The sequence below is a fragment of the Bradyrhizobium sp. SZCCHNRI1029 genome, assembly GCF_032487555.1.
Taxonomy (GTDB): Bacteria; Pseudomonadota; Alphaproteobacteria; order Rhizobiales; family Xanthobacteraceae; genus Bradyrhizobium.
In genome coordinates this window covers 241,154-254,600 of record NZ_JAUEUK010000009.1, presented here as the reverse complement: position 1 = coordinate 254,600, position 13,447 = coordinate 241,154, and the positions used below count along the sequence as shown (strand labels likewise).

Genomic DNA, 13,447 nt, shown 5'->3' with positions numbered 1-13,447 from the left:
TCTGCGGGAGCGCCACCCGTACGCCGCACGACAATCTGACGCAGACGCATTCCACAATCCCTGCGCGAAGCAGCCACGAAGCAGGCAGCAGATGGCCCTCATCATCCGCACCCGCGTCAGCCGCGCCGCATTGCTTCGGCTCATCCGCAGTGGTGCGCAGCTTTGGGGAGTACGTCGGACATGTCGCGCCATCACCGTCACCATCACGACAGTCACCACGGTCACCATCATCACAGCGACCACCACCACCACCACCATCATCATCACGATCATCACTGCCAGCCGGCGCCTGCGCCGATGCCTCCGACGCCGCCCGCACCCACGCCGCCGACGCCCGCGCTCGGCTTTGCCGACCTCGGCGTCGTCTTCAACGACGCGACGCGCTTTCTCGAAGGCGGGCTGTGGCGCAACGTGGTCGAGGAAGGCGGCCAGGGCCTTGGCAGCGTCTACAACTACACCGGCGATCTCACCGTGATTCAGGATGGTCTGAAGGCGATGGTTGCCGCCGGCCAGTTCACCGGGCAGACGCTCACCAACATCAACAAGATCCTCGCCGACATCACGGTCGCGCAGGATGCCGCGATGGCTTCGGTGACCGGCGGCGGCGCGTTCGGCAGCATCGCCGCCGCGGAGACCGCGCTGCGCAACGCGCACCTCGACATCCTCAACGTCGTCAACAACGATCCGAACCTTGCGGGCAATGCGACCAACGCCGACGGCGTCACCGGCTTCCTGCAGGCGCCGGCGCTGCTGCCCGAAGGCGTGACGGCCGCAACCGCCGCCAAGGGCACGCTGGCCGAGCTCGGCCTGATCTTCAACGACGCCGCCAACCGGCTGATCGGCGGTGTCAACGAGAGCAACGTCGACGTCATCCAGGACGATGTCGACGCGCTGATCGCCGGCCTCAATGCGCTGGTCGCCGCCAATCCGCTGCAGTTCGGCGGCCTGACCGGCGTGCACGCGCTCGCCATCATCGACCAGCTCGCGCTCGTCAACACCCACATCAACGGCGCGGCCGGCAATGTCGACATCGGCCGCGCGCTGAACGACGACTTCCTCGACATCATCGACATCGTCGCCGGCGACACCAATCTCGCCAACATGGCGCAGCAGAACGGCCTGAACGGCTGGAGCGGCTTCGGCGACTTCCTCAACCCGACGCCGGCCTATCAGGACAACCAGGCACAGACCGATTTCTGGGCCATGTTCATCGCCCAGTCGAACGCGCTCGGCAAGGCTGCGATCGCGGCCGTCAATTCCGGCGACGCCGCCGCGATGGCGCAGGTCACCGCCGACCTGATGACCTTCAAGAAGGACGTCACCGATTTCGACGCGGCGCAGGGCGGCATCTTCCAGGCCCGCTTCGACAACGAGCTGCTCGGCGACCAGAGCACGCTCGGCGCCGAGATCGCCAAGATCCTCGAGGGCTTCCAGGCCGGCAACAAGGCGCTGGTCGCCGCGGCCGCCGACCAGATGCACCAGAACGCAGCCGATGTCGGCGGCAACAACATCCCGGTCAATGGCGGCGCCTACAATGTCGACGGCACCACGATCGGCCAGGTGCTGGCGACCACCGGCGGCGGCAACAGTGCCGACACCGCCGCGCTGCTGGCCGCGGTCACCAGCGCGCCGGCCTCGAACGTGATCATGCTTCCCAGCGCCGCGCCGGCAGCACACGCCAGCGCCGCTCCGCCAACCCTGGTCATGGACGGTCCGATGATGGAGGGGCCGATGATGGAGATGTCACAGCATCAGCATCATCACATGTGGGCGTGATCACCTGTCGCTCAGGCGCCTGCACCAGCAGGCGCCTGACGAGCGCGAGCGCGGTTTCCGTGGCCGGATCGGCCGAGATCACGGAGACCGCGAGCACGATGAGGTCGACCGGCTGGTGCGACAGCACGATCACATGCGTCGCATGCCGCGCATCCATCAGCGCCACCATGCGCTCGACGGCGGGGTCGGTGACCGCCCGCCGCCACGGCGCATCGGCCCGGCGCAGCACGGGGCTTGACGCGAGAAAGTCGCGCAGCAGCGGCGGATCATAGGCGGTCAGCTCAGCCTCGCGACAGCGGCGTGCGCTTTCGAAGACCGGCTGGCGCGTGAGCTCGGCGATCAGTTCGTCGGGCGTCGCCGCGATCGACGCCCCGATCGAGTCGAGTACGCCCGGCTCGCGCGCTTGCAGCATCGCGCGCAAGGCATCGCCGATCAGCCCGATCGTGAGCACGCCGGCCACCGCGACCGCGCAGAAGCGCATCAGTTGCGCCGCATCGACGTCCGGCGACAGCGCGGCCGCGGCAGCGCCGAGCAGGGCGGCGCCGAGGATCCGCAACAATGTCAGCAGCCCGCCCTGACGCTGCGTCTCCGCGCTGGCGCCGGCGATCAGGATCGCGGTCACCGCCAGCAGCGCGCCCAATGCGCCGAGCCGCACCGGCATGCTCGGCGCCAGTACGCGAAAATCGGTGATGATGAAGGGGATGACGATGATGGCGCCGAACGCGACGCGATCGATGGCGCGGTTCTCCCAGGCCAGCAGGCGCGCGCGGTCGCGGCGAAGCAGCAGCCAGGCGCAGGTCGCAAAGCCCGCGAGCTGAAAGGCCGACAGCATGACCGTGTGGTGGCTTTCGAACTCGGCCGGACCGAGCGCGCCGGCGAGCGCGAGCACCACGCCGCCGGCCAGCGCGATCGCCTTGAGCGCGCGATGCGCGTGTCGGCGCAGCAGACCTTCCGTCACCACCAGCGCGCCGAGCGGGATCAGCGCCGCCGGAACCAGCGAGATGCGGTCGAGAAAAGCATTGTCCGTCCACCAGGCGACGCCGCGCAGCAGGAACAGCGAGGCGACGGTCCCGAGCAGAACGACGAGCCGCGCCGTCAGCGGTCCCCTCGGGTCGCGCCGGTGCAGCATGGCGGCGGCCACCGCGAGGCCGATCGCGCCGCAGAGGTTGACGACGGAGTCCGCAACGATGCCGGCCGTCATGGCGCGGGCTCGCCGGGCGGCAGGCGCGGACGCAGCGTGCCGAACGTCCTGGTGTCGTCGAGCCAATGTACCAGCGGCAGGATCATCCGCTGCAGCGCCAGCACGCCCGAGGTCGCCAGCAGCGCCGGCAGCGAGCCCGAGGGGATTTCGCGCAGCAGATAGCGCCGGGCGGCGGCGAGATCGATCCGGCCGAGCTGCAGCAGGTCGTCGCCCCTGGTGTAGTCCAGCTCGCGCGCGCAGAAGCCGTTGTAGACGGCGTCGCGATGCTTCGGCGCATCGTCATACGTCTTCTTGAGCGCGTCGGAGCCGCCGGTATAGGCGTTGGTGATGACAAAGCGCTGTTCGTCGAACCCGGCCTCGTCGCCGACACCGAACACCGCGCGATGCGCCCGCATGATGCCGCGCGCGAGCTGAAGATGCGCAAAGCTCTGTCGGGCCTGCGGCAGCGGCGACGGATAGACGTCGGAGAAGGTCTCGCAGACCATGCCGGCCACCGCCGGCACCTGCGTGACGTTGGAGATCCATTTCGGCCGCAGCCCGTCGCGGACGAACAGCAGCAGCGTCGTGAGGCCGTAGAGCACGCCGGACAGGCCTTTGCCGCGCGCTTCCGGATCGACCATGACCAATCCGAGATGGATCACCTGCTGGCTGTCGCCATCGCGCTCGACCTGCATCACCGCGAGCGCATTGAAGGCGATCGGCCGGCCGCCCGCCTCCTCCGACACCACCGTGATGATGGCGCGCGCGAGCGGCTCGCGCGCTCCGGAGAAGATGCCGTAGGTGAGCTCGCCGGCGGGCAGCGTCTTGCCGGCAATGGTGCGGAGATCGGCCACGAGCGCCGCCAGCGCCGCATCGTCCAGGGTCGTGCCCGGGCTCTCGACGATGCGCGTGCGCAACTCCGCATGGGTGCGTAGCGACAGGTCCATCGCCTCCTGGCCGAGCGCGGTCAGCCAGAAGCCGATGCTGCGTCGGATACGCCCCACTGCTGCGACGATGTTCATGCCTCAACCTAGCACGGCGTGATCAGGAAGCGGCGCAGCCGAGATCACGGCCGCCCTGGCCGCCTTATGCCCTGGTGCTGTTAATTCACGATAACGACGCGGGACGGAGCGTGAGCGAGGGTAAACGCAGGTTGAACGACGTGAGCGGCGGACGCCTTCGCGCCCACCGCCTGCCGGCGCTGTCTCGCCGAAGTCGGAGCTTGCCCCGCAAACTTCCCCTCACCCGGATTGCATCTTCGATGCAATCCGGCCTCTCCCCGCATCCGCCTTCGCTCGTCGAGCTACGGTGGACAAGAGCGGGGAGAGGCCAAGAGAGCGAGACGACTGCGGCCGCCCTAAGCTGCCTTCGACACCTCCATCAGCAGGCGCTCGGCGCGAGCGTCTTCGATGCGATTGACGAGCTTGCCGCTCTCGTGGCGGTCGCGCAGCGTCTTGGTCAGGGTGACGCAGGTCTGCACCAGCATGACAATGCCCATCGTCAGATAGCCCTTCATCCAGAGATCGATCGGCATGAAGAAGACGCCGAGAGCGACGAGGAAGGCGGAGGCGGCGAACGAGGCGTAGGAGAAGGTGATGAAGGCGCTGCTGTGCGGCTGGGTGTTCTGGTTCATGGTCGGCTCCTATGATGACGTGGTTGTTGATGCGTTCGATCGGTCGTGACGAAAATCAGTTGGCCGGTGCGGCGCGGCCGGCCTTCAGCCGCGCCAGCACGTCGTCGGCAGTGGTCTTGATGCGTGGGCCAAAGCCCTGCTCGGCGAGCTTCTCGGCCGTGGTGATCGGCCCCGTCGCGGCATCGAGCTCCATGAGCGCCTCGTCGGCGGCCTGCGCCTCGATCTGCCGCTCCCGCAGCCGTTTCAGCGTCGCTTCGGCCTCGGGCAGCGTGCACTCGTAAGGACGCGCCGCCTCGATGCCGCCGCGGCGCAGATTGCGCACGGCCTCGGAGGCGCGCGCAATCCGCCGGCCGCGATCGAGCTCGGCAATGCGCGCCTCGGCGTTGGCGACATGTTTCTTCAGCCTGGTGATCTCGGTCGCGAACAGCGCCCGCGCCGTCCGCGCCGCGTCACACTCGGCCTCGAGGCCGGCGATCGCCTGCGCCGCCTCGCGGGCCAGATCCTCGCGGCCGCCGTCGAGCGCTGCGGTGGCGCGCACCTCGAGATCGGTGATCCGTGCCAAGGTCGCCTCGAGCCGCTTGCCCTCCTGCTGGTCCTGCGCAATGGCCAGCGCCAGCGCGCGCTTGCTGCGATCGACGGCGGCGGCGGCGTCACGCAGCTGCTGATCCAGGATCACCAGCGCGGTCCGGTCCTGCAGCTCCTCCTCCGCGACGGCCACGGTGCCCCGAAACAGCGTGAGAACGGTCTTGAACATTGTGAACTCCCTGTTATGAGCATCGCTCATGACGTTTCTTCTAGCGCAGCCATGAGCGACGCTCAAGAATTATTTTGAGCGCCGCTCAATATTTTGGTTAACAATGTCCAAGACACTGGAAAGACGTGCGAAACAGCGCGAAGCCTTGATCGAGGCCGCCGAGCGGATGATCCGGACGCGGGGTCTCGCGGGTCTGAAGACGCGCGATCTCGCCCAGGAGATCGGCGTCGCCAATGGCGCGGTCTACAATCTCGTCGCCGACGTCGACGAACTGGTGCTGATGGTCGGATCACGCACCTTGGCGCGGCTCGACGCCGACCTGTCCGCAGCCGAGAGCGCGGGCCCTCCCGGCCCCGAGGCTGCGCTGGTGCGCATCGCGATCGCCTATTGCGACTTCGCCGCCCACAATCTCGAGCTCTGGCGCGCGCTGTTCGAGCACCGCATGCCGCCCGAGAAGCCGCTGCCCGACTGGGCGATCGCCGACCAGATGCACCTGTTCCGTCACATCCACCAGCCACTGGCGGCGTTGTTTCCACGGCGCTCTTTCGACGACATCAGCGTCACCGCGCGCAGCCTGTTCTCGGCCGTCCACGGCATGGTCGCGCTCGGCTTGGAGCAGAAGCTGATCGCTGTGCCGCTCGCGGCCTTGCGCGCGCAGATCGCGACCATGGTGAAGGCGATGGTGACGGGACTGGTGGCGGAGGAGACGACCGGCCGGTGACGAGGAGCTCGGCGTCGGGGGCGCAGCGTCATCGGATGCTGATGCCAACAACAAGTCCGACTGCTTCACGGCACTTCTCTCCTGCTTGCTGTCAGAGCCAATTTGCTGCCATGGCGGCGCGGCTCCCTCCTTGTTCAGCTGGAATTGACGGCGAGAACAAACAACCGCCCCATTGCTTCGCAGTATCATGCCGACGTTCGGACTTGTTCCAGACAACATGTCTGGAACTGCCGTTCCACCGACGCTCGACGACGAGTGTTAGTTCGTGTGACATGTGCAGATCTCGGCGCATGGCCACGCTCATCCGGCCGGCAGAACCTGCAGCGTATGCCGCGCGATCCAGAAAAAACTCCAACGAGTCCATGACGCGCGAGCCAAGGGGAAATCGTGAGACATCTGCGTGCGCCCAATGACGACCGCGATCCGCCATTCCCGTCCGGCTACGACGACGGCCGGCGTCCGCTGTATGAACAACCGTGGCGCGACGAGCACGATCGGCCTACCCCTGCTGAATTCGCGTCCCGTTACGGCGTGCAGGAGGTTCCTCCGCCGCCACGGGAACGGCGTCTCCTCGGCGCGTTGAGCGTGATGGGGCTCGTGGCTGTTGCCGCGGGCGTGGCCGGCTTTGCAGCGACGAGACTTCCGACGCGGTGGACCGCTGCGCTCTCCGCCAAGAGCAGCGCGGCGGCGACAACGACGGCAACAGTCCCATCGCCGCCGGTCCAAGCCGCGCAGACCGTTGCGCCAGTCCAGGATACTCTCCGGACCGGAGCGCTCGCGAGCGCCGCTCCGGCGGTCGCGCCGGACCAGAACATGCCGCTGAGGGAGGACGACCGTGTGCCGAAGTTCGACACGCGAGTGGCCAATGCCGCGTCGGCGCAGCCGACCAGCACGCGCGCCCCGGTCCAGGGCGTGACCGATACCGAAATCAGCTTCGGAATGGCGGCGCCGTTTTCCGGGCCGGCCAGGGAGATGGGCCATCAGCTCAAGCTCGGCATCGACCTCGCATTCACTCAGGTCAACGAGGAAGGCGGTGTGCATGGCCGGCAGCTCAAGCTCTACACGGCCGATGATGCCTATGAGCCGACGCGGACGCTGAACGCGATGAAGGACCTTTACGAGCAGCACAAGGTGTTCGGATTCGTCGAGAACTACGGCAGTCCGACGGCCCTGATCTCGGTGCCGTACGCGCTCGAGCATCATGCGCTGTATTTCGGCGCCTTCACCGGGGCTCCTTCGCTTCGCCGCGATCCGCCGGACCGCTACGTCTTCAACTACCGCGCCGGCTACGCCGAGGAAGCCCATGCGCTCGTGAACTATCTCGTCAAGAGCCGCAAGCTGCGTCCGCAGGAGATCGGAGTTCTCACCCAGCAGGATGCCTATGGCGACGCGGGGTGGGAGGGCGTCAGCAGGGCGATGCACGGGCTGCGCGGCGGCGCGGGCGACGCCTTCCGCATGAGCTACAGCCGCAACACCGTCAATGTCGACGAGGCCGTCGCGCAACTGCGCCGGCAGAAGCATGCGATCAAGGCGGTGGTGCTGGTCGCCACCTTTCGCGCCGCGGCCAAGTTCATCGAGAAGACTCGCGATCTCTATCCGGACATGACCTACGCGACGATCTCCGGCGTCGGCAGCACCGGCCTCGCCAGTGAGCTGATGGTGCTCGGCCCGCGCTATGCGGACGGCGTCATCTGCACCCAGGTCACGCCGGCGGTCGACGGCTACGCCTCCGTCACCCTGAACTACAAGAAGGCGCTCGACAGATATTTTCCGGGAGAGCCGGCGGATTACTCGTCCCTGGAAGCCTATCTCACCGCCAACATCCTGATCGAAGGGCTGCGCCGCGCCGGTCCCGCGGTGGACACGGAAACGCTGGTCGATGTCCTCGAATCGATGCAGAACTACGAGCTGGGCGTCGGATCGAAGGTGAGCTTCGGCCCCTCCGACCACCAGGCGCTGCACAAGGTCTGGGGCACGCAGCTCGACAAGTCCGGCCAGTATCACGCGATTGATCTCGAATAGGCGGAATGGCTGAACTGGCCTGGGGCCGCGCTCTGCGCAGCGTGCCTGAGCGGGTTGCATTCATCGGCGGTTTCGGCCATATCGGTCGCATGATCAAGACTGAGACCTTGCACGCGAACACGTGGTGGCGCTCCATCTAGGAGCGGCACGGCCTCGTCATTCATTCGCCCGTCGCCGCCGTTCATCGGCCTGCGACGCGGTTCTTGTCATCAACAGCATCGAAGAGCTCGATCGAGCGGCGGTTCTCACTCCTGGAGAACCACGATGCCTCTCTCAATGCCAGAACGTCCCGTCATCCTGACCGGCGACAGAACCACCGGCCCCCTGCACCTCGGCCACTATGTCGGCTCGCTGCAAAACCGCATCGCGCTGCAATCGACGCATCGGCAATTCCTGCTGCTGGCCGATGCCCAGGCGCTCACGGACCACGCCCACGATCCGGCCAAGGTGAGCCGGAACGTCCTGGAGATCGCGACCGACTATCTCGCCGTCGGCATCGATCCGGAGATGACGACCATCTGCCTGCAATCGCACCTGCCGGCGCTGGCCGATCTCACGCTGCTCTACATGAACTTCGTCACGGTGGCGCGGCTCGAGCGCAACCCGACCATCAAGGACGAGATCCAGGCGCGCGGCTTCGGCCGCGATATTCCGGCCGGCTTCCTGTGCTATCCCGTTGCGCAGGCCGCCGACATCACCGCCTTCAAGGCGACCATCGTGCCGGTCGGAGACGACCAGGCGCCGCTGATCGAGCAGACCAACGAGATCGTCCGCCGCATCAACCGCCAGGCGGGCACGGAAGTGCTCCCCGAGGCACGCGCACTGATCCCGAGCGTCGGACGCCTGCCTGGCGTGGACGGCAAGGCCAAGATGAGCAAATCACAGGGCAACACGATTCCGCTCTCCGCCACCGCGGACCAGATTCGCGATGCCGTCCGCCGCATGTTCACCGATCCCGGCCACGTCAGGGCCGCCGATCCGGGCCGCGTCGAAGGCAATGTCGTCTTCACCTATCTCGACGCGTTCGACGACGATCCTGCGGCGGTCGCGGACCTGAAGGCGCGCTACGTCCGCGGCGGCCTCGGCGACAGCGTCGTGAAGCAGCGACTTGATGACGTGCTGCAGGCCGTGGTCGCGCCGATCCGCGACCGGCGGGCGGCGTTTGCGCGTGATCCCGGCCACGTTCTCGAGATCGTCAGGCGCGGCACCCAACTGGCGCGCACCGTCACCGATGCGACCTTGCGTGACGTCCGCGAGGCCCTGGGCCTGTTCGCGCTGCATGAGCGGTGCGATGCTAATGCTTGATAACATGAATTAACTAATTCTCGCTCCGCTGCGTTACTGGAACACGAAGCGGCTGTGCGTGTCCCGTTGAAATAGACGCCGCGCTGTCAAGCGTCCGCGAAAGGCGCTATGCTGTGTTAGCGCCTGCCCAACCGTGATGCCGAGATCCGGCTTCGAAGTATCCAGCACTCGCGTTTCACCCGGGAGAACACATGGCGAAGCGACCCATCGTAAAGCCGCAGACGGCCGCAAAGCCGCCGCCAAGGAAGCAGGCTTTCGATCCGGCGGTGTTCCTCAAGACCGAAGGCCCAGGCCGGACGATCGGGAAATACCGAAAGGACCAGCAGATCTTTTCTCAGGGCGGCCCCGCCGATGTGCTGTTCTATATCATCACCGGCACGGTCAAGATCGTCGTCCATTCCGAGCAGGGCAAGGAGGCGGTCATCGCGCTGCTCGGGCAGGACGACTTTTTCGGCGAAGGCTGCCTGGCCGGCCAGTCTCATCGGCTGTCGGCGGCGTCGGCCATCACGGACAGCGAAATCCTGCGGATCACCAAATCGGCCGCGCTGAGCGCCCTGCGTGAGCAGCCGGCGTTCTCCGAGATCTTCGTTTCGCACATTCTCGCCCGCACGATCCGCGTCGAGGCCGATCTCATCGATCAGCTGTTCAATTCGAGCGAGAAGCGCCCTGCGCGGGCGCTACTGCTGCTGGCCAATTTCGGCAATGACGGCAAGCCGCAGCGGGTCATCGCGAAGGTCAGCCAGGAGATGCTGGCCGACATGATCGGCACCACCCGCTCGCGCGTCAGTCACTTCATGAACAAGTTCCGCAAGCTGGGCTTCATCGACTACAACGGTCACCTCGAGATCAACAGCTCCCTGCTGAACGTCGTCCTGCACGATCAGCCGCATATCGCAGGCGACAAGTCGGTCGGAGGCAAAGGTCCGCTGAAGAGCTTGTGACCGGGCATCGCGAGATCGAGCTGGGGCCGCCCTGCTCGGCTCGATCCACGCCACCATCACATCATTGCCACCATCATATCACTGCAGCTGACTGCGCACCGCCGTCGTAGGCGGCTGGAGAAACGCATCGAACCGCTGCTTGACGATGGCGTAGCATTCGCACGAGGCTTTCTCGAGGCCGGGCCGGTCGAGTACCTGGATGGTGCCGCGACGATAGCTGATCAGGCCGGCCGCCTGCATGGATTGCGCGGCAAGCGTCACCGACTTGCGATTGGCCCCGAGAATCTGCGACAGGAACTCGTGCGTATACGGAAGCACCGCCCCTTCGGCCCGGTCGTGCATCATCAGCAGCCATCGGCAGATGCGCTCTTCCGTCGAATGCATCGCATTGCAGGCCACCGTCTGCTGAACCTGGGACAGCAGCGTCTCGGAGTAGCTGACGAGAAGATTGCGCACATGTTCGCTGGAATCGAACTCGTGCTGCAGCAGCTCGATCGGACACCGGACGGTATGCCCTTCGAGTTGAACGATGCAACGGTTGAAGGAGGCCCGGCTGTACATGGCGGCGAAGAGGCCGAAGGCGCCCTCGCGACCGATATTGGCCGTCTCGATGGCGTCGCCGTTCTCCAGCACGGTCAACAGCGACAACACCGATCCTCTCGGGAAATAGGCATGCCGGAGATGGCCGCCCGCCTCGCAGACCACGGCGCCGAGCTTGAAATCAACGGGCTCGAGGTGCGGCTCGATCCGGCCGCGGCTGTCCGGCGCCAGGGCATCGAGCAGCTGATTGCTCCGCAGATCGCGATCGGTTTGCGCCTTGATCATTCCAAAACTGACAAGCCACGATGAGGGACGGAGGCCACGGCGCAGAGGCGGCTGTCCGCGCCGTCGCCCCCGTTTCTTGGGCGCTCTCGACCGGCAAGTCCGAGCAAAATTGCTCACGAGCTCCCGCACGCAAGGCTCCCCCGCCGCGCCGCAACAACGGCCCTGCTCGCTCATCGCGCATCCGGCGATTTCACTGACTCGGATCGTCCGATTCCGCGCCGGGATTTCCGGCGGCCCGATCGGTCCAGAAGGCGGCCATCCGCAGACAATGCGCCTGCAGGTCCGGATCGACGGCATCGCGCGCAAGTTGCGTGAAATCCGCCGCCAGACGCAGGCATTCACGGATGAAATTGAGGTCGTTGACGGATTCGGACAGGACACACCCCTTCGACGGGATCCATCTGTCACACGCCCCACGGCTCGCTGTCGGTGGGCCACACCACCGAGCGGCCCAAAAGAATGGCCGCCGAATGAGCGGATCTGGCCGGCGCGCCAACCCGGCCTGCCGCCCGGCTCAAGGCTGGCCGATCGCGCATATGGCGGTTTCCGTGAGGATGGTGCCGCCCACCCTCTGACGGGCTGCAAGAGCGCGCGTCGCGCCGCGGCGCCGGTGCCCGCTCTCCGTGGAAGGTCCTCTGGATGAGCGCGCGGGCACGGCAAGCGTCAGGTGCAACTGCCAAGCGCCCCCTCGACGCGAGCCGGGGCGCCTTTCGCCTCGATCCGGCTCGCGACGAATTGCGCTGCGGCAAACTGGACCATGTCCGCTTTTGCTCAGACTCCGGCCGGTGAACGGCAACACAATAGCCCTACAATATCAAATCGTAAGGAAGAGAGCCGCGGGGAATTTGTAGTCGGGGTGCGTTCTGTTTTGGAGAATCCGCGTGTTGGGACATCAGAGCCAAGATACCGCTTTTCCGATCCTTCTCGAGCGCGCGGGCGTCCGGAATGACATGCGCAGCTACAGGCTCATCCAACAATCTGCGCTCGCCGAATTCAGTCGTGCTGCATTGCAGACCCGCGACATCCACGTCGCTCTTCAGCGCGCCGCCGCGCTCGGTGCCAAGGGCCTCAATGCACCGTTCGCGATGGTGATGGAATTCGTGGCGGACGGAAAGAGACAGCTGGTCCGCGCGGGGTACGGATGGCCGAGCTCGGTCGAACAATCATCGTTCGTCGTGGACAGTACCTCGCCTGCCGGACGCGCCTTCCAGACGGGTCAAGCCATCATCACCGGTCGCGCCCCCCCGGATGGTCGCTTCGAGATACCGGGGCTTCCAGTAGACCGCGGCATCAAGACGTCGATCAGCGTCCGGATCGAACGCGGCGGACGAGGCGGCGGCTATTTCGGCGTGCTCCAGGTCGACAGTCCGGCCCCCCGCCGCTTCGACGAGGCGGACGCTGCCTTCCTCACCGAATTCGCCGACATCGTCGGGATTGCAATCGAGCGCCTGCATGAGGAGACGCGGCTCCGGGACGCCTTGGACCATCAAGCCATGCTGACGCGCGAAATGGGTCACCGCGTCAAGAACAGCCTGTCTTCCGTCGTGGCCATGCTCCGGGTGCAGGCATTCGGGACGGATTCCGTTGAGGCCAAGCTTGCCCTCGGCGAGGCCGGATCGCGCGTAGCAGCCATTGCCCAGGTTCATGATCATCTCTCGCGGGCATCACAGATCGGCTTCATCGACGTCGACGTCTTCCTCATAGACTTCTGCAAGAGGCTGCAACGCGTCGCGGGAGCGCATATCCTGAACTGCGATGCCCATCCGATGCGGCTGTCGGCCGATCACGCCGTGCCTCTCGGTCTCCTGCTCAATGAGTTGGTCAGCAACGCCGTGAAACATTCCTATCCTGGCCAGGACGGACCGATCGACATCTCCGCCCGCGACATCGACGGTTGCCTGCAGCTCAGCGTGTCCGATCAGGGCGTCGGTCTGCCCGATGGTTTCGACATCGATCAACCGCGCACAAGCCTGGGGTTCCGGATGATCAAGGGGATGGTCCAGCAGCTTCGCGGCCGTCTCACCCTGAGCGCCAACCAGCCGACTGGCACGCGTGTCCTGTTCGAACTGCCGATCCTCCCCCGCAATGAAGCGGTTGTCCCGGCAGCCCTCGTCACCACAGAGCGCCCGGTGCTGGAGAAGGCCCGGTGATCCCTTGCGCGATCATCCCAACGGCCACCGCGGCCGATGCGATCCGCTGCTGACAAGGCTGGCCGCTTGCTCGAACGGCGCCTCTTGTCAGAGCACCTCGTCCACGCTTCGCTGATGGCGACCAGCGCGCTACGCGCTCC

Annotated in this window: 13 protein-coding genes; 8 read left to right on the top strand and 5 right to left on the bottom strand. The window is 66.1% G+C overall.

Annotated elements, in window-relative coordinates; all coding sequences use genetic code 11:
- Window positions 1–180 precede the first annotated feature (180 nt).
- Window positions 181–1,776, top strand: coding sequence for a hypothetical protein (locus tag QW861_RS25245; RefSeq protein WP_315716625.1), 1,596 nt, complete (start codon window positions 181–183; stop codon window positions 1,774–1,776).
- Here QW861_RS25245 and QW861_RS25240 read toward each other — a convergent pair.
- The 4 genes from QW861_RS25240 to QW861_RS25225 all read right to left on the bottom strand — a co-directional run bounded on the left by QW861_RS25240 (window position 1,703) and on the right by QW861_RS25225 (window position 5,343).
- Window positions 1,703–2,977: a hypothetical protein gene (locus QW861_RS25240; RefSeq protein WP_315753362.1), complete on the bottom strand. Its 1,275-nt coding sequence runs from the start codon at window positions 2,975–2,977 to the stop codon at window positions 1,703–1,705. The two genes, QW861_RS25245 and QW861_RS25240, sit on opposite strands and share 74 nt — an antisense overlap.
- On the bottom strand, window positions 2,974–3,978 hold the full coding sequence (locus QW861_RS25235; protein ID WP_315716623.1) for a hypothetical protein: 1,005 nt from the start codon (window positions 3,976–3,978) through the stop codon (window positions 2,974–2,976). Before QW861_RS25235 ends, QW861_RS25240 begins: the two co-directional genes overlap by 4 nt.
- A gap of 335 nt (window positions 3,979–4,313) precedes the next feature.
- Complete coding sequence (locus QW861_RS25230) at window positions 4,314–4,589, bottom strand: YiaA/YiaB family inner membrane protein (protein ID WP_315716622.1); 276 nt, start codon at window positions 4,587–4,589, stop codon at window positions 4,314–4,316.
- Window positions 4,590–4,644: 55 nt separating this feature from the next.
- Window positions 4,645–5,343 (bottom strand): PspA/IM30 family protein, encoded by a 699-nt coding sequence (locus tag QW861_RS25225; RefSeq protein ID WP_315716621.1) that lies wholly within the window; start codon window positions 5,341–5,343, stop codon window positions 4,645–4,647.
- A gap of 103 nt (window positions 5,344–5,446) precedes the next feature.
- On the opposite strand from QW861_RS25225, the gene QW861_RS25220 reads away from it, so the two are divergent.
- The 5 genes from QW861_RS25220 to QW861_RS25200 all read left to right on the top strand — a co-directional run bounded on the left by QW861_RS25220 (window position 5,447) and on the right by QW861_RS25200 (window position 10,332).
- Window positions 5,447–6,064: a TetR/AcrR family transcriptional regulator gene (locus QW861_RS25220; protein WP_315716620.1), complete on the top strand. Its 618-nt coding sequence runs from the start codon at window positions 5,447–5,449 to the stop codon at window positions 6,062–6,064.
- Between the two features lie 387 nt (window positions 6,065–6,451).
- On the top strand, window positions 6,452–8,086 hold the full coding sequence (locus QW861_RS25215) for an ABC transporter substrate-binding protein (RefSeq protein WP_315716619.1): 1,635 nt from the start codon (window positions 6,452–6,454) through the stop codon (window positions 8,084–8,086).
- Window positions 8,087–8,091: 5 nt separating this feature from the next.
- Entirely contained in the window at window positions 8,092–8,226 is a 135-nt protein-coding gene (locus QW861_RS25210; RefSeq protein WP_315716618.1) for a hypothetical protein, read from the top strand.
- Between the two features lie 124 nt (window positions 8,227–8,350).
- The gene (trpS, locus tag QW861_RS25205; RefSeq protein ID WP_315716617.1) at window positions 8,351–9,391 is read left to right on the top strand and encodes a tryptophan--tRNA ligase; all 1,041 of its coding nucleotides are present in this window, start codon (window positions 8,351–8,353) and stop codon (window positions 9,389–9,391) included.
- A 191-nt stretch (window positions 9,392–9,582) separates the two neighbouring features.
- Complete coding sequence (locus QW861_RS25200) at window positions 9,583–10,332, top strand: Crp/Fnr family transcriptional regulator (RefSeq protein WP_315716616.1); 750 nt, start codon at window positions 9,583–9,585, stop codon at window positions 10,330–10,332.
- Window positions 10,333–10,410: 78 nt separating this feature from the next.
- Here QW861_RS25200 and QW861_RS25195 read toward each other — a convergent pair whose 3' ends face one another.
- On the bottom strand, window positions 10,411–10,965 hold the full coding sequence (locus QW861_RS25195) for a Crp/Fnr family transcriptional regulator (protein WP_316175098.1): 555 nt from the start codon (window positions 10,963–10,965) through the stop codon (window positions 10,411–10,413).
- A 39-nt stretch (window positions 10,966–11,004) separates the two neighbouring features.
- Between QW861_RS25195 and QW861_RS25190 the strand changes: the two genes are divergently transcribed.
- Together QW861_RS25190 and QW861_RS25185 are read left to right on the top strand one after the other, a co-directional pair.
- Window positions 11,005–11,181: a hypothetical protein gene (locus QW861_RS25190; RefSeq protein ID WP_315716614.1), complete on the top strand. Its 177-nt coding sequence runs from the start codon at window positions 11,005–11,007 to the stop codon at window positions 11,179–11,181.
- An 857-nt stretch (window positions 11,182–12,038) separates the two neighbouring features.
- The gene (locus QW861_RS25185; RefSeq protein ID WP_316193609.1) at window positions 12,039–13,307 is read left to right on the top strand and encodes a sensor histidine kinase; all 1,269 of its coding nucleotides are present in this window, start codon (window positions 12,039–12,041) and stop codon (window positions 13,305–13,307) included.
- Window positions 13,308–13,447 lie beyond the last annotated feature (140 nt).